Origin of the sequence: Dyella amyloliquefaciens, assembly GCF_004296575.1 — a bacterium.
In the GTDB taxonomy this organism is placed as follows: domain Bacteria; phylum Pseudomonadota; class Gammaproteobacteria; order Xanthomonadales; family Rhodanobacteraceae; genus Dyella; species Dyella amyloliquefaciens.
The window spans coordinates 434218-452241 of the sequence record NZ_SAYT01000002.1 but is presented as its reverse complement, the minus strand read 5'-3'; the positions used below and the strand labels follow the sequence as shown (position 1 = coordinate 452241).

Below are 18024 nucleotides of genomic sequence, written 5' to 3'. Positions count from 1 at the left end.
GATGCGACGGCGGGTGCTACCAGGTTTCGGCATCAGCTTCGGCTATGCGTTGACCTATCTGGGATTGATCGTCCTGCTGCCGCTGGCGGCACTGGCATGGAAAGCCACCGGAATCGGCCTGCACGGACTGATCCATCTGCTGTCTGGTCCGCGGACGCTGGCTGCCTTGCGGCTCAGCCTGCTCGGCGCGGTGATGGCGGCATCCATCAATGCGGTGGTGGGACTGCTGGTTGGTTGGGTACTGGTGCGCTATCGCTTCCCGGGCCGGCGTCTGTTCGATGCCCTGGTCGATCTGCCATTCGCCTTGCCCACGGCCGTGGCGGGTATCGCGCTCACCACGCTGTATGCGCCCAACGGATGGTTGGGCCGATGGCTGGAGCCGCTGGGCATCAAGGTCGCCTATACGCCCGTCGGTGTGTTGGTGGCGATGGTGTTCGTCGGCTTCCCGTTCGTGGTGCGCACGCTGCAACCGGTGCTGGCCTCGCTCGAGCGCGACGTGGAAGAGGCGGCCGAGAGCCTGGGCGCGCAGCGCTGGCAGACCTTCTTCCGCGTGATTCTGCCGATGCTCGCGCCCACACTGCTCACCGGTTTCGCCCTGGCGCTCGCGCGTGCGGTGGGCGAATACGGTTCGGTGATCTTCATCGCCGGCAATATTCCGATGAAGTCGGAAATCGCGCCGCTGCTGATCGTGCAGAAACTGGAACAGTTCGACTACGCCGGTGCCGCCGCGCTGGGCGTGGCGCTGCTGCTGCTTTCCTTCGTGTTGCTGGTGATCGTTTCCTTGCTCCAGCGCTGGAGCAATCGCTGGGCGGAGCGTGCCGCATGAGCGGACGCAAGCGCTCGCGCTCCGCCCGCTGGCCGCGCCGCCTCGCGCATGTCGCGTTGATCCTGCTGGCGCTGGCCTTCCTGGTCGCGTTCCTGCTGCTGCCGTTGGCCACCGTGTTTGCGGAAGCATTTCGCGAGGGTCTGACGCCTTACCTCGAAGCCATTCGGCAGCCGGAAGCACGTTCCGCGATCAGGCTGACTCTGCTGGTGGCGGTGATCGCGGTGCCGCTCAACGTGGTCTTCGGCATCGCCGCCGCTTGGGCGATGACGCGATTCGAGTTCCGCGGCAAGACCCTGCTCGGCGCCTTCATCGACCTGCCGTTTTCGGTGTCCCCGGTGATTTCGGGCCTGGTCTATGTGCTGTTGTTCGGTGCGCAGGGCTGGTTCGGTCCGTGGATGGAGGCGCACGGCATCAAGGTCATCTATGCGGTGCCGGGCCTGGTGCTGGCGACGATCTTCATCACGCTGCCATTCGTGGCGCGCGAGCTTATTCCCTTGATGGAAGCGCAGGGCAGCGAGGAGGAAGAGGCGGCGCGCGTGCTGGGCGCCAGCGGCTGGCAGATGTTCTTCCGCGTCACCTTGCCCAATATCCGCTGGGCGCTGCTCTACGGCGTGCTGCTGTGCAATGCGCGCGCGATGGGCGAATTCGGCGCCGTCTCCGTGGTATCCGGCCATATCCGTGGACTCACCACCACGATGCCGCTGGAAGTGGAGATGCGCTACAACGAATACGATTATGTGGGTGCGTTCGCCGTAGCTTCGCTGCTGGCCTTGCTCGCCCTGCTTACGCTGGCCGTGAAAACCCTGCTGGAATGGCGCTATGGTGACGAAATCGCCGCGCACGCACCTGGCGGGCATTGAGGACACCGGATGACACTCGAGTTGTCCCATCTGAATCGACGTTTCGCCGAGTACCAGGCGCTGGACGATGTCAGCCTGAGCATCGCGCCAGGGGAATTCCTGGCACTGCTGGGTCCGTCAGGCTCGGGCAAGACGACCCTGTTGCGCATCCTTGCCGGACTGGACTATCCCGACACGGGCAGCGTGCTGAAGGACGGCAAGGATTTCCTCGCCACCACCGCACGTGAGCGCAACATTGGCATGGTGTTCCAGCACTACGCGCTGTTTCGCCACCTCACCGTGCTCGAGAACATCGCCTTCGGCCTGCGCGTGCGCCCCTGGCGCAAGCGGCCATCCCGAGCGGTGATTCGCGAGCGCGTGGAGCGCCTGCTCAAGCGCGTGCAACTGGATGACCTCGGCCGCCGTTATCCCGCGCAGCTGTCGGGCGGCCAGCGTCAGCGCGTGGCGCTGGCGCGTGCGCTGGCAGTGGAGCCCGACATGCTGCTGCTGGACGAGCCATTCGGCGCGCTGGATGCGCAGGTCCGCGTCACGTTGCGTCGCTGGTTGCGCGAGTTGCACGAGGAGCTGGAGCTGACTACGGTTTTCGTCACCCACGACCAGGAAGAGGCACTGGAGCTGGCCGATCGCGTGGCCGTGATGAACAACGGTCGCGTGGAGCAGGTCGGTTCGCCGGAAGTGATCTACCAGCAACCGGCGACGCCGTTCGTGTGCGAGTTCATCGGCAAGGTCAATCGCTTCCTCGTCCGGCGCAACGGCGATCGTCTCTCCGCTGGCGGCTGGATGCCGGATGGCGATCCGTGGCAGGGGCGGTTCACCGAAGCGGTGGCCTATGTGCGACCAGAGCAGCTGCGCCTGGCCGTGCCCTCATCGCAACCGGCCTGGGAGGCGAAGCTTCGCCATATCTATCTTGCCGGCAGCGTCGCGCACCTGGAATTGCATGTCGACGCGCTGGACCAGACGCTGGAAGCCGATATCGCCAGCGAGGACTTGTCGCGGCGTGGCCTGCACGCGGGCATGGAGTTGCGCGTGGCGCCCCGCAGCGCCGTGCTGTTTCCTCGCGAAGGACAGGGGGCGACGCTCAACCAGGAGCGCTGGATCTGGCACGCGCGCAGCCCCGTGCCCGCATAAGCGGCAATCGTTTCAGTGCAGGCTGGCGGCGTGGGCCGATGGGGCGGCCTTGAACGCAACGGTCGGTCCCGGCACGACATGGCGGCGCCATTGCGCCAGCTGATCGGCGATACCCGAACCCACGCTCATCTGCGGTTCGGACGGCGTCAGCTTGTCCTTGGTTTCCCATTGCGCGATTTCATCGGAAGCCTGGCGGAAGGCTTCCATGAAATCCGGTGTGCGGTTGAGTCCGTCGACCAGCCACGCTCGTCCGAAATAGGTGATGTCCGAATCGCTGCCGCAGCCGAACGAACTGCGGTCGGCGCGTGCAGCGGTGATCACCAGGGTGCCGGCGCCCTTGAGCGTGGGTACGAATCCGCCCGAATAGCAGGCGTTGACGACCACCACCTTCCATTTGAACGGGCGCTTGTCGAGGATGTCGGCGAGGTCCTGCGCGCCGATCTGGTCCAGCGGCAGCGGATCCATGTCGACCAGCAGGTTGTGGTCTTCGTCGCCGTGCGTGGTCATGTACAGCAGCAGGATGTCTTCGTCCGGCTTCATCGTGCCGGCGAGACCGTCGAGCGTCGCCTCGAGATTGCTCCAGGAGGCCAGCGGGCGCTGTTCCAGCGAGGCCGGATTGTTCTCCAGCACCAGCACATGGGCGGCCGTCCCGAAGTGCTGCGGGAAAAACCTGGCGGCGTACTCGGCCTCGTTGCGGAACACATCCTCGCCACCGTCGCCGCCGAAGGCGACCACGTAGAGGTTGGGTTGGCCGGCAACACGTGGGCTCAGCCCGTCCAGCGCCTTGCGCACCATGCCGTGCTGGGCATAGATCACCTGTTCCGGCGAAGGAGCGTGCGATGGCCAGTTGTCGGCGGCGCCACCCGGTTCTTCATCGGTGGTGTTGTCGGGGGGAACCAGGGCGGTGGAGCTCGTCGCAGGATGGCTGGCGACGGCGGCGGGTTCGTTGGCCGGTGACGTGGCATGCCGCGTGAGTCCCACCATGAGCAGCACGCCAGCCGCGAAGGCGAGCAGGGCAGTAAAGGCGATACGCATGGCGGGAGCTCGGGCGGGTCAGAGAACGATGGCGTCAAAGTCGCGGTAGGCGGGGTGGCGCGGCGCATCGGGCAGCGCGAGCGGCTCGCGCAACAGCCAGCCCGTATGCAGGCCTGCTGCCTGGGCGGCGTCCAGCTCTTCCACGATGTCGGAGAGGAACAGGATATGCGCCGGCAGCTCGCCGATGGCCTCGGCGATCTTCTCGTAAGAGGCGCGCTCGCGCTTGGGACCCGTCTCGGTGTCGAAGTAACCGGAGAACAGTGGCGTGAGGTCGCCTGCCTCGCTGTAGCGGAAGAACAGCTTCTGCGCGGGGACGGAGCCGGAGGAGTAGACGTAGAGGTGCAATCCATCGGCGCGCCAGGCGTGCAGCCGGGCGGACACTTCCGGGTACATGTGCGCCTGGTAGTCGCCGTTCTCGTAGCCGTCCTTCCAGATCATGCCCTGCAGGGCCTTGAGCGCCGTGGACTTGCGGTCCTCGTCGATCCAGCGCAGCAGCATCTCGATCACTTCCTGCCGAGGTGCCTCGACGATGCCGGCTTCCTTGGCCGCTTCATGCAGCCAGTGCTGCACCTCGGGCGTGTCGCCATGGGTTTCTACGAAGGCGGGCAGCCGCTCACGGGCATACGGGAACAGCACATCCTTGACGAAACGGATCGAGCTGGTCGTGCCCTCGATATCGGTGACGATGGCGCGGATGGTGGTCATGCGGGGAAGCCGGTCTGCAGGGCAGCCAAGCTTAACCTCGGCCGGGGCGGCGGGCGAGGGCCGATGCCCGCTTTACCGTAGGAGCGCATCCAGTGCGCGATCGGCCTCGCAACAGGAGGTGCCGATCGCGCACTGGGTGCGCTCCTACAGGGGCTGGATGGGCTCAGGCCGCCTTCGCGGATCCGTGGGGCGTCATGCGCGGGAAGTGCTGGGCGATGTCCTCACCGGTGAACTGCGCGACCCAGCCGTCCTTGTTGGTGAACAGGCGGATCGCCACGAAGTAGGGCGACTCGCTCATGTCGAACCAGTGCCGGGTACCGTCAGGCACGCCGATCAGGTCGCCCTGTTCGCACAGGATGTCGTAGACCTTGTCGCCAAGGTGCAGTGTGAACTGGCCAGCGCCGGCGACAAAGAACCGCACCTCGTCTTCGCTGTGCGTGTGCTCGCTGAGGAACTTCTGGCGAAGCGTTGCGCGATCCGGATGGTCCGGCTTGAGGCTGATGACATCCACGGCCTGATAGCCCTCCTCGGACATCAGGCGATCGATGTCGGCGCGATAGGCCGCAATCACTTCTTCCTGGCTGGCGCCCGGCGCGATCGGCTGGCTCGCCTCCCACTGTTCGAAGCGCACGCCGGCCTTCGCCAGTTCGGTGGAGATCTCGGCGTGGTCGGTGTACACGCTCAGCGGCGCGTCGGGGCGGGTGTCCTGGAAAATGCGCAGACGGCTCATGCGGAGAGTCTCCTCAGATCAAGTTCGCAACCGAGCAGGAATTCCAGCGCCTCGAGATGGCGACGGGTCTCGGCCATGTCCCGGCCCCAGGTATAGATGCCGTGACCGTTGATGAGATAGGCATGCAGCGGCTTGCCTGAGTCGAGCCAGGCATCGACCTGCGCAACCAGCTCGGGCATATGCTGCGTGTTGGGGAACACCGGGATCGAAAGCTCGGCGTCGTGGGTGGTTTGACCCGCAATGGCTTTCTGCAGTTCCCAGCCCTCGAGCTTCACCACGCCTTCGCGTGCGAACAGGCGCGACGATACGCTCTGCGTGCGTGAATGGGTGTGCAGCACCACGTTCATCTCGGGCATGCGACGGTAGATCTGCGTGTGCAGTTCCGTCTCCGCACTGGGGCGCGCCGACGTGCCGACGGCCTTGCCCTGCATGTCGATGATCATGATGTCGTCGCGACCCAGCTTGCCCTTGTCGCGCCCGGAGATTGTGATGGCGGCGTGTTCGCCGTCCAGCCGCATGGAGAAGTTGCTGCTGGTGGCGGGCGTCCACCCGGCCACGGCCAGTTCACGCGCAGCATCGGCAATGGCGTCGGCACGCTGCGCGAACAGCTCCGGTGTAATCGTGGCGGGGAGGCTCTGAGTCATGGGTTATGGACGTCCAAATGAACTGCAACTATACCACGTCGATTTTACGTCAACGCCGAAAATGCGATTCGTTCTCACGACTTATCTCCGAGGCGAGTAGCATTCACCAGGATCTGCCACGGGCGTGGCGGATATGTTTCCAGACGGAGGTAGGACCAATGTCGCACGAAAAAGATATCGAATCGCGTCGTCGCTTTCTCAAGGCCGCGGCTGGGACTGCTGCGGCTGCGGTGGTGATCGGTGGTGGCCTGCCTCGCTTTGCTCGCGCGGCGGATCTGCCCCATGTGGCGGAATCGGATCCGACGGCCAAGGCCCTCGGCTACGTCGAAGACGCCAGCAAGACGACCGATGCGAAGCACAAGGCCGGCGACGATTGCGCCAACTGCCAGTTCTACACCGGCGGCCCATCGGGCTATGGTCCTTGCCAGTTGTTCCCGGGCAAGTCGGTCAACGCCAAGGGCTGGTGCGTGTCGCACGCTCCGAAGAAAGCCTGAAGCTTCATCGACTCTGCAGACGAGAAGGCCGGCATTGCCGGCCTTCTTGTTTTTGCAGCGGCGTCATCGGCGCACGAGCGACGCTTCATCGCGGCGACGCTTTCCGCGAGCACATCAGTCGCTGACGTCGACGCACACGCACGCAACACGACATCACGCTGACCCGATCTTCGCGTGATCTTTATGCAAGTGAAGAAGAACTCGAACCGAAGAACTCGGTGAGTAGAAGATGCTGCCCAGACGCGTCAGGCCGAGGAGCTGACCCGCCTGACGCGCCGGGCGGCAATCCGGGGCCCACTGCCAAGTGATCAACCCACGGAGCACAGATGATACTCCTGGAGGGTGGTTTTGGGGCCGGGCGGCCCCAAAATTTTATCGAAAAAGTCTCGTTAAAATGAACAAAAACAATGAGTTATTGTTACATTCAAGACTCGCCCTCACGAATGTTCCGCAGGAAGCTTTCATTCGTTACGCCAGGTGAGGCATGGCCCATCTGGCGATTTCGAAGAAATTCGACTCAGATCGCCGAAAATTAAGCTTTTTTGCTGACAGGTTGACGATGTAGGCGACTGTGGCGAATGCCATAGCCGAAGTAGATCGCCAGGCCGATCACGGTCCAGATGATCATCAGGAGCCAGTTGAACCAGCTCATGAAGGCCAGCAGGGCCAGGCAGCTGAGCACGCCAGCGGGGCAGATCACCCAGGCCCACGGCACGCGGAAGCCGCGATGCAGTTCCGGTGCGGTGTAGCGAAGGATCAGCACGCCAGCGCACACCGCGACGAACGCGATCAGCGTGCCCATCGAGGTGAGGTCCGCGAGCAGATCCAGCGGGAATACCGCAGCAAGGATCGCGATACCCACACCGGTGATCACGGTGTTGATGTGCGGCGTGCGGTGCTTGGGATGAATGCGGTTGAAGACCTTCGGCAGCAGGCCGTCCCGCGACATGATCATGAAGATGCGCGGCTGCGCGATGATCATCACCAGGATCACCGAGGACAGGCCGATCAGCGCCCCGATTTCCACCACGGTGCGCAGCCAGCCCAGCTCCGGATGGCCCTTGATGGCAGTGACGACCGGTTCGCTGGTGCCGAGATCGGTATACGAGGCCAGGCCCGTCAGCACGGCAGCCATCGCGAGATAGAGAATGGTGCAGATGACCAGCGAGACCAGCGTCCCGAAGGGAAGGTCGCGTTGCGGGTTCTTGCATTCCTGTGCCGCGGTGGATGTCGCCTCGAAGCCGATATAGGCGAAGAACACCATCGCCGCGCCGCGCATGATGCCCGACCAGCCGTACTTGCCCGGCCCCTGGTTTTCCGGGATGAACGGGTGCCAGTTCGACGGATCGACGTAGCGATAACCGGCGACCACCACGATGATGATCAGGCCGACCTTGAGCGCGACCATCAGCACGTTAAGGCCCGCCGACTCGCGGATGCCGACATAGCAAAGCCAGGTGAGCGCCAGCACGATCGCCACCGCCGGCAGGTTCATCAGGTGCCCGGTGGGCACGAGATGCCCATCCGTGAAGGCGAGCGGCGCTTCCGTGAGGGACTGCGGCAGATGGATGCCGAGCTGGTCGAGCATGCTGGTGAAATAGCCCGTCCAGCTGGCTGCGACGGCCGAGGCGGAGATGCCGTACTCGAGCACCATGTTCCAGCCGATGAACCACGCGACCAGCTCACCCAGCGTGGCATAGGCATAGGAATAGGAGCTGCCCGAGATCGGGATCAGCGTGGCGAATTCGGCGTAGCACAGCGCGGTGAAGCCGCTGCAGATCGCCGCGAGGATGAAGGAGATCAGCACCGCAGGGCCGGCATGTTCGGCGGCGGCCTGGCCGGTGACCACGAAGATGCCGGTGCCGATCACGGCGCCGATACCCAGGGCGGTTATGCCCCAGGGGCCGAGCGTGCGACGCAGCGCCGGGCCGTGGGAGGCGTCGTCGGCGTCGGAGAAATCGGTCTTGCGGGCGAGTAGCTGTTTGAGCATGCGTCAACCTGGTGAAGCTGGGGGCCGTGGTTCGCCCTAGGTCATAACGAGAGGGCCGGCACTGGGCCGGCCCTTCGTGTCGGATCAGGAGTTTTGCTTGCGGAGCTTGCTATGGGAATACCCGTAGAAGGCATAGATCAGCATGCCGAACGTGGTCCAGCCCACCATCAGCGGCCAGTTCGCGCGGAACGACTGCCAGAACAGGTACAGGCAGATCACCGAGCCCAGCACGCTCACCACCCAGATGCCCGGCACGCGGAAGGTGCGCGGCAGTTCGGGACGGGTGTAGCGCAGGATGAGCACGCCGATGCAGACGGTGGTGAAGGCGAGCAGGGTGCCCATCGACACCAGTTCACCCAGGATGCTCACCGGGAACAGGCCGGCGAGCACCAGCGCCGAAACGCCGGCAATGATGGTGGCCACGTGCGGCGTACGGTGCTTGGGATGCACGCGCGAGATGCCCTTACCCAGCAGGCCGTCCTTCGCCATGCTGAAGAAGATGCGCGAGGTACCCAGCAGCATGACCAGGATCACCGAGCTCAGGCCGGCCAGGGCACCAAACGAAACGATCGCCTTCAGCCAGTTGAGTTCCGGATGGATGCTCAGAGCGGTGGCGACCGGTTCGGGCGTGCCCAGCATCCGGTAGGGGGCGATGCCGGTGAGGGTCAGCGCCATCGCGATGTAGAGCACGGTGCAGATGGCCAGCGAGCCGAGAATGCCGATCGGCATGTCGCGCTGCGGGTTCTTGGCTTCGCCAGCGGCAGTCGACACCGCGTCGAAGCCGACATAGGAGAAGAACACCAGCACCGCGGCGCGGAAGATACCGCTGGTGCCGAAGCGGCCCGGACCTTCTTCCGGCGGAATGAACGGATGCCAGTTCGACGGATCGATGAAGCGGAAGGCGAACACCAGGAACAGCAGGATCACGATGACCTTGATGGCCACGATGATCGAGTTGACGAAGGTCGACTGCGTGATGCCGCGATAGCACAGCATCGTCAGCGCGGTCACGATCAGAATGGCCGGCAGATTGATGATGGTGTTGGTGCTGACCAGGTAGAAGTGCTCGGAGAACTTGGCGAGCACGTGCTGGCCGGCTTTCAGCTGTTCGATCTGGCTGCCGTCCATGAATGCGAGCGGCGCAGAGGCGAGGCTCTCGGGCAGCGACAACGACAACCCGGTCCAGTGACTGAGGATGGAGAGGCACTCGTTGAAATAACCCGACCAGCCGGCAGCCACGGTGGCAACGGCGAAGAGGTATTCGAGGACGAGGTTCCAGCCGATGAACCAGGCGACGATTTCGCCCAGCGTGGCATAGGAATAAGCGTAGGCGCTGCCGGAGACCGGGATCATCGCGGCGAACTCGGCGTAGCAGAGGCCCGCGAAGGCGCAGGCGATGCCGGCGACGATGAAGCTGATGATCAGGGCGGGGCCGGCGTGTTCGGCAGCAGCCTGGCCGGTGATGACGAAAATACCTGCGCCAATCACGGCGCCAATGCCGAGCATGATCAGGTGGCGCGCCGTGAGCACTCGCTTGAGGCTCGCCTCACCGTGCAGGCTGTCGTGCGGCAACTCACCCGCGTCGACGTGTGGCGACGCCTGGATCGGATGCGTCGCGAACAGGTTTTTCAGCATGTTTCTCCCCTACAGCCTTGTGGTCGTTCTTACCGCTTATAACCGTGCCAAACGTCACGGTCGGTTCGTCGCTACCCCGGCAACGACGGGGAACCATAGCCCAGCGGGGTGCGGGCGTACAAGTTGCAGTGCGGTCAGCCCCAGGCGGGCCACGAAGGCCGATGCGTGACCGGGAAAGCTCTGAAATAATCGCGATTTGCCGCCCCCACGGAGGCGGTGGTTGATGGTCGGTCGGGAAGTATCCATGCACATGTTGTCAGAGCAGTTCCTGCAATACGGCCGGCACTGGCCGGAGGAAAAGGACGTATCGCATTTCATCGGGTTGCTCGATGGCGGTGAACATCGATTCCGTCGCGAATCGCTGGAGGCGCATTTCACTGGTTCCGCCTGGCTGGTGAGCGCCGACGGACTGCGCGTGCTGCTCACGCATCACCGCAAGCTGGGCCGCTGGCTGCAGCTGGGCGGTCACGCGGATGGCGACACGGATCTCGCCCGCGTGGCGCTGCGCGAGGCCGAAGAGGAATCGGGAATCGCCGGCCTGGAGGTCGAGGCGGAGCCTTTCGATCTCGATCGCCACCGTATCCCCGCGCGTGGCGCGGAGCCGGAGCATTGGCATTACGACGTGCGCTATGTCGTGCGCGCGGTTGCCAGCGAGGACTTCGTGGTCAGCGACGAGTCCCACGCACTCGCATGGCGCTCCATCCGCGAGATCGCTGACGACCCGCAGAGCGATAAATCGTTGCGGCGCATGGCGTGGAAGTGGCTGCAGCGCTGAGCAAGTTCCGAGCGTCGCCCTTGTAGGGGCGCACCCAGTGCGCGATCAACACTCCCTCTGAGACAGGCGCGTCTTTTGTGGGAGCGCCACCCTGTGCGCGACGGCGTCAAGGCGAAACACTGCCGCTATGGGATGCATCCGCCTCCATTGCGATCGTCAAACATTTGGGCACTAGCATGGACTGCGGCTTCGCCTGTCGCGCACAGGGTGCGCTCCCACAAGGGAGGCGAATCTAGGGAACGCACAGATTCAGGCGTACTTGGCAGGCGCCGAGTTGAGGTGTCCGCACTGCTCGCAGGTGCGCGCATCGATCGAACGATAGAAACGTTCGAACACCGGCGGGAAATCATGCTCGATGCTGCCGAGGGTGAAGTACTCCTCGTACAGCTTGTGGTTGCAGCGCTCGCAGAACCACAGCAGGCCGTCCTTCTCTCCCGCCAGCCGCTGGCGCTCGATCACCAGCCCGATCGAGTCGGGCATGCGTTGCGGTGAATGCGGTACGCAGGGCGGCAGGTAGAACAGTTCGCCGGCGCGGATGGGGATGTCGCGTGCGGTGCCCTCGTCCTGCACCTTCAGCACCATCTCGCCTTCGATCTGATAGAAGAACTCGGGGCCTTCGTCGTAGTGATAGTCGGTGCGCGCGTTGGGGCCACCCACGATCATGATGATGAAATCGCCATCGACGATGCACTTGTTGCCCACCGGCGGCTTCAGCAGGTGGCGGTGCTCGTCGATCCAGCGCTTCAAGTCGATGGGTGGCAGCAGGGACATGGGACCGTCCGGCGAAGAGGAGCCATCAAGATAGCGCTACGGCGGGGCGTGGGGAATGCCGGTCAGTCGATCCAGTGGCCGTGGCGGACGATGGCCTCCAGGCGTTCGAGCTGGGGCGTGAGGTCCAGCCCCTCGGCGGCAATCCAGTCGTCGTTGTAGTAAGAACAGCGGTAACGCTCACCGCCGTCGCAGATCAGGGTGACCACGGGGCCGCGCTCGCCGGCGGCACGCAGCTCGCTCATCAGCTGCAGGGCGCCGACCAGATTGGTGCCGGTGGAGCCGCCGCAGCACCGACCCAGCAGTTGTTCGAGCAGGCGCAGCGCGGCAATCGACGCGGCATCGGGCACGCGCATCATGCGGTCGATGACGCTGGGCAGGAACGAGGGTTCGACACGCGGGCGGCCGATACCTTCGATGCGCGATCCGCGGGTCAGCTGCAGGCTGGCGTCGCGGCACGCGTAGTAGTCGTAGAACACCGAATGTTCCGGATCGACCACGGCAAGGCGCACAGGCGCGTGTTGCGCGGAGCGATAGCGGATGTAGCGGCCGATGGTGGCCGAGGTGCCACCCGTGCCGGCGGGTACGACGATCCAGCGGGGATCCGGATCGGGCTCGCGTTGCATCTGACGGAAGATGGACTCGGCGATGTTGTTGTTGCCGCGCCAGTCGGTAGCGCGTTCGGCGTAGGTGAACTGGTCCATGTAGTGGCCACCCAGTTCCGCGGCGAGACGCTGTGCGGCGCCGTAGACGTCGGTGTCGTCGATGAAGTGGCAATGCCCGCCGAAGAATTCGATCTGCGCGACCTTGTCACGCGACGTGCTGCGCGGCATCACCGCAAAGAAGGGCAGGCCAAGCAGGCGGGCGAAGTACGCCTCGGAAATCGCGGTGCTGCCGCTGGAGGCCTCCACCACAGGTTGGTCGGCCTGCAGCCAGCCGTTGCAGATGGCGTACAGGAACAGCGAGCGCGCCAGGCGATGCTTGAGGCTGCCGGTGGGATGGACGGATTCGTCCTTGAGATACAGCGGTATGCCGGGGAAGGCGGGGAGATCCAGCCGGATCAGATGCGTGTCGGCCGAGCGGTTTGCTTCGGACTCGAGGACTTGGACGGCTTGGCGGGTCCAGGCGGTGTGCATGGAAGCAGTCTAGCGCCCGGGTGTGAGTGGGGCGTTGACGTGAGTCAGTGCGGGATTTCTTCCTCTCCCCTCCGGGGAGAGGATTGAGGTGAGGGGTGGGTGCTTGCGGCGGACTTCAAAAGAAACCAGCTCGAACGGGCCTTATCGCAAGACTGGCCCCTCACCCCAGCCCTCTCCCCGGAGGGGAGAGGGAGCTAAAGCGGCGGCGCTCAGACCTCCAGCGTCGCCAGGTCGCCCTTTTCTTCCAGCCATGCCTTGCGGTCGCTGGCGCGCTTCTTGGCCAGCAGCATGTCCATCAACTTGGTGGTGCCGTCGTCATGGTCGACGGTGAGCTGCACCAGGCGACGCGTGTCCGGATGGATGGTCGATTCGCGCAGCTGCCCCGGATTCATCTCGCCCAGGCCCTTGAAGCGGGTGGTGCTGACCGCGCCCTTCATCTTCTCTCGCTGCACACGCTCGAGCATCGCGTTCTTTTCGTTCTCGTCCAGGCAATAGAACACCTGCTTGCCCACGTCGACGCGGAACAGCGGCGGCATCGCGACGAACACGTGGCCTTCACGCACCAGCGAGGGGAAGTGCTTCAGGAACAGCGCGCTCAGCAGGGTGGCGATGTGCAGGCCGTCGGAGTCGGCGTCGGCGAGGATGACGACCTTGCCGTAGCGCAGGCCGCTGAGGTCGTCCTTGCCCGGGTCGCAGCCGATGGCCACGGCGAGGTTGTGCACTTCTTCCGAAGCGAGCACCGAGCCCGATTCCACTTCCCAGGTGTTGAGGATCTTGCCGCGCAGCGGAAGGATCGCCTGGAATTCCTTGTCGCGTGCCTGCTTGGCGCTGCCGCCGGCCGAGTCGCCTTCCACCAGGAACAGTTCGGTGCGGGTCAGGTCGGTGGCGGTGCAGTCGGCCAGCTTGCCGGGGAGGGCGGGGCCCTGGGTGATCTTCTTGCGCACCACCTGCTTGGCAGCCTTCAGGCGCGCGCTGGCGCGCTCGATGGCAAGCTGGGCGATGCGCTCGCCGAGATCCACGTGCTGGTTGAGCCACAGGCTGAAGGCGTCGTGGATGACGCCCTCCACCATGCCCGCGGCGTTGCGCGAGGACAGGCGTTCCTTGGTCTGGCCAGCGAACTGCGGATCCTGCAGCTTGGCCGACAGCACGAAGGCCAGGCGCTCCCACACGTCTTCCGGTGCCAGCTTCACGCCGCGTGGCAGCAGGTTGCGGATGTCGCAGAACTCGCGGATGGCATTGGTGAGGCCGGAACGCAGGCCGTTCACATGGGTGCCGCCCTGGGCGGTGGGAATCAGGTTGACGTAGCTTTCCTGCACCAGTTCGCCTTCGGGCAACCAGGCCAGGGCCACGTCGAGGCCATCGGCCTCGCGCTGCACGTGGTGCACGAATAGCTCGGCCGGGATTGCCTCGGCGCTGGACAGCTCGTCGCGCAGGTAGTCGCGCAGGCCGTCCTCGTAGTACCACTCGTTGGTGTCGCCGGTGGCTTCGTCGACCAGCTTCACGTTGAGGCCGGCGCACAGCACCGCCTTGGCGCGCAGCAGGTGGCGCAGCTTGCCCAGCGAGATCTTCGGCGAGTCGAAGTACTTCGGGTCGGCCCAGAAGCGCACGGTGGTGCCGGTCTTCTTCTTCGGCACCGTGCCGATCACTTCGAGTTCGCTGGCGCGGTCGCCATTCTCGAAGGCCATGAGGTATTCGTTGCCATCGCGGCGGATGGTGACTTCCACGCGGTTGGACAGCGCATTCACCACCGACACGCCCACGCCGTGCAGGCCGCCGGAGAAGTTGTAGTTCTTGCCCGAGAACTTGCCGCCCGCATGCAGGCGCGTGAGGATCAGCTCGACGCCCGGCACGCCTTCTTCCGGGTGGATGTCCACCGGCATGCCGCGGCCGTCGTCGGATACCTCGACCGAGCCGTCGGTGTGCACGATCACTTCGATCGCCTTGGCGTGGCCAGCCAGGGCCTCGTCCACCGAGTTGTCGATCACTTCCTGCGCCAGATGGTTCGGGCGGGAGGTGTCCGTGTACATGCCGGGGCGGCGCTTGACCGGGTCTAGGCCCGAGAGGACTTCAATGTCGGCGGCGTTGTAGCGACTGCTCATGCGGGAAGGTTCGGCTCAGGTCAGGCGCGGGAGGATGGGTTGCCCGGGCGGGGAGGTCAAGGGTTGGGATGGCTGGGTCTTATTACATATGTGGGAGCGCACCCTGTGCGCGACAGCCTGACGAAGCGGCAACCATCCGCTCCGCGGTCGCGCACAGGGTGCGCTCCCACAACGGCATGAACCGGCTCAAGCCAGCGGCGCGCAATGCCGCTCCAGCCAGGCCAGGTCCGCATCCTCCAGCAAGGGTGCCAGGGCGGCCCGGACGGTGGCGTGATAGTCGTCCAGCCAGGCGCGCTCCTCGGGATTGAGCAGGCCCGGCTCCAGCGCGCGGCGGTCGAACGGGCACAGGGTCAGCGTCTCAAAGGCGTAGTACTCGCCAAACTCGGTCTTGTCGGCCTCGACCACCACCGCGAGGTTCTCGTGGCGGATGCCGTGGCGGCCCGGCTTGTACAGGCCCGGCTCGATCGAGGTGATCATGCCCGGCTCCAGCGGAACCAGCGTGGCGCCGGAGACCGGCGGGCGGATGCCGTGCGGGCCTTCGTGCACATTAAGGAAGTAGCCCACGCCATGGCCGGTGCCGTGGCCGTAGTCCATGCCGCTGGCCCACAGCGGCGCGCGAGCGAGGGCATCGAGCTGCGGGCCGCTGGCGCCCCGGGGGAACCGGGCGCGGCTCAACGCGATCATGCCCTTCATCACCAGGGTGCTGTCGCGACGCTGCTCGGCGGTGGTTTCCCCGAGTGCGAGTACGCGGGTGACATCGGTAGTGCCGCCTAGGTACTGGCCACCGGAGTCCACCAGCAGCAGGCCCTGCGGCTTCAGCGTGCTGTGCGATTCGGGTGTGGCCCGGTAATGGGGCAGCGCACCGTTCGCCTGGTAGCCGGCAATGGTGGAGAAGCTTTCGCCGACAAAGTCCGGTTGCGCCGTGCGTTCCTCGCGGAGCAGGGCGTCCACGTCCAGCTCGGTCTGGCGCATGCCGGCGTTGACGCGCTCTTCCAGTCGGCGGAACGCGCGTGCCAGCGCGGCACCGTCGCGACGCATCGCATCGCGGATGTGGTCAAGCTCGGCTTCGGTCTTGCGAGCCTTGAACAAGGTGGTGGGGTTGGCGGCCTCGATAAGCCGCACGCTCGGCAAAATGGCCGAGGCCACTGACACGACGACGCGGCCGCTATCCAGCAGCAGGCGATCGTTGGCACCCAGCTCGGACAAGGCGTCGGTGATCGTGGCGTAGTCGGCCATGCGCACGCCGTCCGCTGCCAGCGACTGCACCAGCGCGTCGGTGAACTTGCCGCGCCCCACGAACAGCGTGGCGTAACCTTCCGCCTGCACCAGCAGGTGCGCGAGGAAGACCGGGTTGCACTCCACGTCGCTGCCGCGCAGGTTGGTGAGCCAGGCGATGTCATCCAGGCTCGACACCAGGTGATGCGTAGCGCCGAGCTTGCGCATGGCGGTACGCAGGCGGGCCAGCTTGCCGCTGCGTGGCTGCGTGGCGAAACGCGGCGGGTGCTCGTTGACGGGGGCCGTGGGCAGGGTCGGGCGGTTGGGCCAGATCTGGCCGGGCAGGTCCAGGTCGGTGCGCAAAGTGGCGTCGGTGGCCTGCAGTCGACGCTCGAGGTTGCGCGCCGTGGCGAGCGCCACGCTGTCGCCCGCGACGGCCAGCACCTGGCCGGGTTTCAGCGTTTGCAGCAGCCACTCGACGTGTTCGGGGGCGTGCGCCACGCGCTGCTTCATCAGCTCGACGCCGCTGCCGGCCAGCTGTTGGGCGGCCTGGGCGAAGTAGCGTGAGTCGGTCCACAGCCCGGCGTGATCCGGCGTCACCACCAGCGTGCCCGCCGATCCGGTGAAGCCAGACAACCAGGCGCGGGCTTCCCAATGGGCCGGCAGGTACTCGGAAAGGTGTGGGTCGGCGCTGGGAATCAGGCAGGCGGCGACGCCTTGCTGTTGCATCGCCAGGCGCAGGGCAGCCAGTTTCGAGGGTGCGGTGGTTTCCATCGCCGCATGGTAGCAGGGCGCTGAACGGCCGAGATTTGCGGCGTCTTTTTGATGTTTTCCTGGCCGAAAAGCGGGTGCTGGCTCTTGCATTCTTGTGTCAAGTCGCCGCAGTCGTCTGCGCAAGAATTTTCTGCTGCGACATTGTGTCTCGGAGGCGTTTCAACCTGCACGGCATGCCGTTAGCATGCCGCGTCCCCACGCTGTGCCCCAGGTTGTACGTGAACATGCATCCCCTCCTTTCGCGCTTGCGCTACGCAAGCGTTGGCGTAGCCGTGCTGCTCAGCGGCTGCAACATGGAAGTGCTGGCCCCCAAAGGGGACATCGGCGCCCATGAGAAGTCCCTCATCCTGATCGCGCTGGGCCTGATGGCCATCGTGGCGATTCCGGTGATCGCGATGACCCTGTGGTTCCCCTGGCGCTACCGCTCCGGCAACAAGAAGGCCACCTACGCGCCGAACTGGTCGCACTCGACCAAGATCGAGCTGGTGGTGTGGACCATTCCCGCCATCATCATCGTCATCCTCGCCGCCATCACCTGGACCAGCACGCACGCGCTGGACCCGTACAAGCCGCTGCAGTCCGATGCCAAGCCGGTGACGGTGCAGGTCGTGTCGCTCGACTGGAAGTGGCTGTTCGTCTATCCCGAGTACGGCGTGGCCTCGGTCAACGAGCTGGCATTCCCGGTCGATCGCCCGGTGAATTTCGAGATCACCTCCGACTCGGTGATGAATGCCTTCTTCATCCCGCAGCTGGGCAGCCAGATCTACGCCATGGCCGGCATGGAGACCAAGCTGCATCTGATCGCGCGCGAGCCGGGCAGCTACGAGGGCCTGTCGTCCAACTTCAGTGGCGAAGGTTTCTCGGACATGCACTTCAAGGCCATCGCCACCTCCGAGGACGGCTTCAAGGACTGGATCGCCCAGGCCAAGGCTGCTCCGGTGGCGCTGGACGGCGACAGCTTCAAGGCGCTGGCCCAGCCCAGCCAGAAGGTGCCGGTGTCGTACTACGGCCAGGTGACGCCGGGCCTGTTCGCCAGTGTGGTCAACAAGCACATGGGTGACATGCCGCACGACGCCGCTTCGCACGGCGAGATGCCGATGGATTCGCACCACGACATGCCGATGGACATGCAGCACCACGAGGGCGGGGACGCGCTGCCGTCAGACGGCATCTCCTCGATCACCACCCCGACTCAGGCAGAGAAGTAAGC

General features: G+C 65.0%; 16 protein-coding genes. 6 read left to right on the top strand and 10 right to left on the bottom strand.

Features of this window, described 5'->3' with window-relative positions; translation table 11 throughout:
- Position 1: 1 nt before the first annotated feature.
- The 3 genes from cysT to EPB08_RS06550 are packed head-to-tail and all read left to right on the top strand — an operon-like array spanning position 2 to position 2814.
- On the top strand, positions 2-826 hold the full coding sequence (gene cysT / locus EPB08_RS06560; RefSeq protein ID WP_130618261.1) for a sulfate ABC transporter permease subunit CysT: 825 nt from the start codon (positions 2-4) through the stop codon (positions 824-826).
- Positions 823-1686, top strand: coding sequence for a sulfate ABC transporter permease subunit CysW (gene cysW, locus EPB08_RS06555; RefSeq protein ID WP_130618260.1), 864 nt, complete (start codon positions 823-825; stop codon positions 1684-1686). The genes cysT and cysW overlap by 4 nt, the downstream gene beginning before the upstream one ends.
- 9 nt (positions 1687-1695) lie before the next feature.
- Positions 1696-2814 (top strand): sulfate/molybdate ABC transporter ATP-binding protein, encoded by a 1119-nt coding sequence (locus tag EPB08_RS06550; protein WP_130618259.1) that lies wholly within the window; start codon positions 1696-1698, stop codon positions 2812-2814.
- Positions 2815-2826: 12 nt separating this feature from the next.
- On the opposite strand, the gene EPB08_RS06545 is transcribed toward EPB08_RS06550, so the two are convergent.
- The 4 genes from EPB08_RS06545 to EPB08_RS06530 all read right to left on the bottom strand — a co-directional run bounded on the left by EPB08_RS06545 (position 2827) and on the right by EPB08_RS06530 (position 5928).
- Entirely contained in the window at positions 2827-3849 is a 1023-nt protein-coding gene (locus EPB08_RS06545) for a C13 family peptidase (protein ID WP_130618258.1), read from the bottom strand.
- A gap of 18 nt (positions 3850-3867) precedes the next feature.
- The gene (mtnC, locus tag EPB08_RS06540; protein WP_130618257.1) at positions 3868-4554 is read right to left on the bottom strand and encodes an acireductone synthase; all 687 of its coding nucleotides are present in this window, start codon (positions 4552-4554) and stop codon (positions 3868-3870) included.
- Positions 4555-4717: 163 nt separating this feature from the next.
- Positions 4718-5284: a 1,2-dihydroxy-3-keto-5-methylthiopentene dioxygenase gene (locus EPB08_RS06535; protein ID WP_130618256.1), complete on the bottom strand. Its 567-nt coding sequence runs from the start codon at positions 5282-5284 to the stop codon at positions 4718-4720.
- Positions 5281-5928, bottom strand: a complete 648-nt coding sequence (locus tag EPB08_RS06530; protein ID WP_130618255.1) for a methylthioribulose 1-phosphate dehydratase — start codon at positions 5926-5928, stop codon at positions 5281-5283. Before EPB08_RS06530 ends, EPB08_RS06535 begins: the two co-directional genes overlap by 4 nt.
- A 158-nt stretch (positions 5929-6086) precedes the next feature.
- Between EPB08_RS06530 and EPB08_RS06525 the strand changes: the two genes are divergently transcribed.
- Positions 6087-6422 carry a high-potential iron-sulfur protein gene (locus EPB08_RS06525; RefSeq protein WP_130618254.1) on the top strand — a complete coding sequence of 112 codons (336 nt, stop codon included), beginning with the start codon at positions 6087-6089 and terminating at the stop codon, positions 6420-6422.
- A gap of 532 nt (positions 6423-6954) precedes the next feature.
- Here EPB08_RS06525 and EPB08_RS06520 read toward each other — a convergent pair.
- Both EPB08_RS06520 and EPB08_RS06515 read right to left on the bottom strand, forming a co-directional pair.
- Complete coding sequence (locus EPB08_RS06520; protein WP_130618253.1) at positions 6955-8412, bottom strand: amino acid permease; 1458 nt, start codon at positions 8410-8412, stop codon at positions 6955-6957.
- Positions 8413-8496: 84 nt separating this feature from the next.
- Positions 8497-10047, bottom strand: a complete 1551-nt coding sequence (locus EPB08_RS06515) for an amino acid permease (RefSeq protein ID WP_130618252.1) — start codon at positions 10045-10047, stop codon at positions 8497-8499.
- A gap of 244 nt (positions 10048-10291) precedes the next feature.
- Between EPB08_RS06515 and EPB08_RS06510 the strand changes: the two genes are divergently transcribed.
- Positions 10292-10822, top strand: coding sequence for an NUDIX hydrolase (locus EPB08_RS06510; RefSeq protein ID WP_130618251.1), 531 nt, complete (start codon positions 10292-10294; stop codon positions 10820-10822).
- Between the two features lie 249 nt (positions 10823-11071).
- Here EPB08_RS06510 and EPB08_RS06505 read toward each other — a convergent pair whose 3' ends face one another.
- From EPB08_RS06505 to EPB08_RS06490, 4 genes are all read right to left on the bottom strand, one after another.
- On the bottom strand, positions 11072-11593 hold the full coding sequence (locus EPB08_RS06505; RefSeq protein WP_130618250.1) for a 3-hydroxyanthranilate 3,4-dioxygenase: 522 nt from the start codon (positions 11591-11593) through the stop codon (positions 11072-11074).
- A 62-nt stretch (positions 11594-11655) separates the two neighbouring features.
- Positions 11656-12726, bottom strand: a complete 1071-nt coding sequence (locus EPB08_RS06500) for a PLP-dependent cysteine synthase family protein (protein ID WP_130618249.1) — start codon at positions 12724-12726, stop codon at positions 11656-11658.
- A gap of 209 nt (positions 12727-12935) precedes the next feature.
- Entirely contained in the window at positions 12936-14825 is a 1890-nt protein-coding gene (gene parE, locus EPB08_RS06495; RefSeq protein WP_130618248.1) for a DNA topoisomerase IV subunit B, read from the bottom strand.
- Between the two features lie 186 nt (positions 14826-15011).
- On the bottom strand, positions 15012-16814 hold the full coding sequence (locus tag EPB08_RS06490) for an aminopeptidase P family protein (protein ID WP_130618247.1): 1803 nt from the start codon (positions 16812-16814) through the stop codon (positions 15012-15014).
- A 224-nt stretch (positions 16815-17038) separates the two neighbouring features.
- On the opposite strand from EPB08_RS06490, the gene cyoA reads away from it, so the two are divergent.
- Positions 17039-18022, top strand: a complete 984-nt coding sequence (gene cyoA / locus EPB08_RS06485) for a ubiquinol oxidase subunit II (protein ID WP_130618246.1) — start codon at positions 17039-17041, stop codon at positions 18020-18022.
- Positions 18023-18024: the final 2 nt, after the last annotated feature.

Excerpts from the sequence above, each read along its gene's own strand:
- EPB08_RS06525 (WP_130618254.1), top strand. The coding sequence starts at position 6,087 with ATGTCGCACGAAAAAGATATCGAATCGCGTCGTCGCTTTCTCAAGGCC.
- EPB08_RS06510 (WP_130618251.1), top strand. The coding sequence starts at position 10,292 with ATGCACATGTTGTCAGAGCAGTTCCTGCAATACGGCCGGCACTGGCCG.
- EPB08_RS06515 (WP_130618252.1), bottom strand. The coding sequence starts at position 10,047 with ATGCTGAAAAACCTGTTCGCGACGCATCCGATCCAGGCGTCGCCACAC.
- cysW (WP_130618260.1), top strand. The coding sequence starts at position 823 with ATGAGCGGACGCAAGCGCTCGCGCTCCGCCCGCTGGCCGCGCCGCCTC.
- EPB08_RS06520 (WP_130618253.1), bottom strand. The coding sequence starts at position 8,412 with ATGCTCAAACAGCTACTCGCCCGCAAGACCGATTTCTCCGACGCCGAC.
- EPB08_RS06530 (WP_130618255.1), bottom strand. The coding sequence starts at position 5,928 with ATGACTCAGAGCCTCCCCGCCACGATTACACCGGAGCTGTTCGCGCAG.
- EPB08_RS06535 (WP_130618256.1), bottom strand. The coding sequence starts at position 5,284 with ATGAGCCGTCTGCGCATTTTCCAGGACACCCGCCCCGACGCGCCGCTG.
- mtnC (WP_130618257.1), bottom strand. The coding sequence starts at position 4,554 with ATGACCACCATCCGCGCCATCGTCACCGATATCGAGGGCACGACCAGC.
- EPB08_RS06550 (WP_130618259.1), top strand. The coding sequence starts at position 1,696 with ATGACACTCGAGTTGTCCCATCTGAATCGACGTTTCGCCGAGTACCAG.
- EPB08_RS06490 (WP_130618247.1), bottom strand. The coding sequence starts at position 16,814 with ATGGAAACCACCGCACCCTCGAAACTGGCTGCCCTGCGCCTGGCGATG.
- EPB08_RS06545 (WP_130618258.1), bottom strand. The coding sequence starts at position 3,849 with ATGCGTATCGCCTTTACTGCCCTGCTCGCCTTCGCGGCTGGCGTGCTG.
- EPB08_RS06500 (WP_130618249.1), bottom strand. The coding sequence starts at position 12,726 with ATGCACACCGCCTGGACCCGCCAAGCCGTCCAAGTCCTCGAGTCCGAA.
- EPB08_RS06505 (WP_130618250.1), bottom strand. The coding sequence starts at position 11,593 with ATGTCCCTGCTGCCACCCATCGACTTGAAGCGCTGGATCGACGAGCAC.
- parE (WP_130618248.1), bottom strand. The coding sequence starts at position 14,825 with ATGAGCAGTCGCTACAACGCCGCCGACATTGAAGTCCTCTCGGGCCTA.
- cyoA (WP_130618246.1), top strand. The coding sequence starts at position 17,039 with ATGCATCCCCTCCTTTCGCGCTTGCGCTACGCAAGCGTTGGCGTAGCC.
- cysT (WP_130618261.1), top strand. The coding sequence starts at position 2 with ATGCGACGGCGGGTGCTACCAGGTTTCGGCATCAGCTTCGGCTATGCG.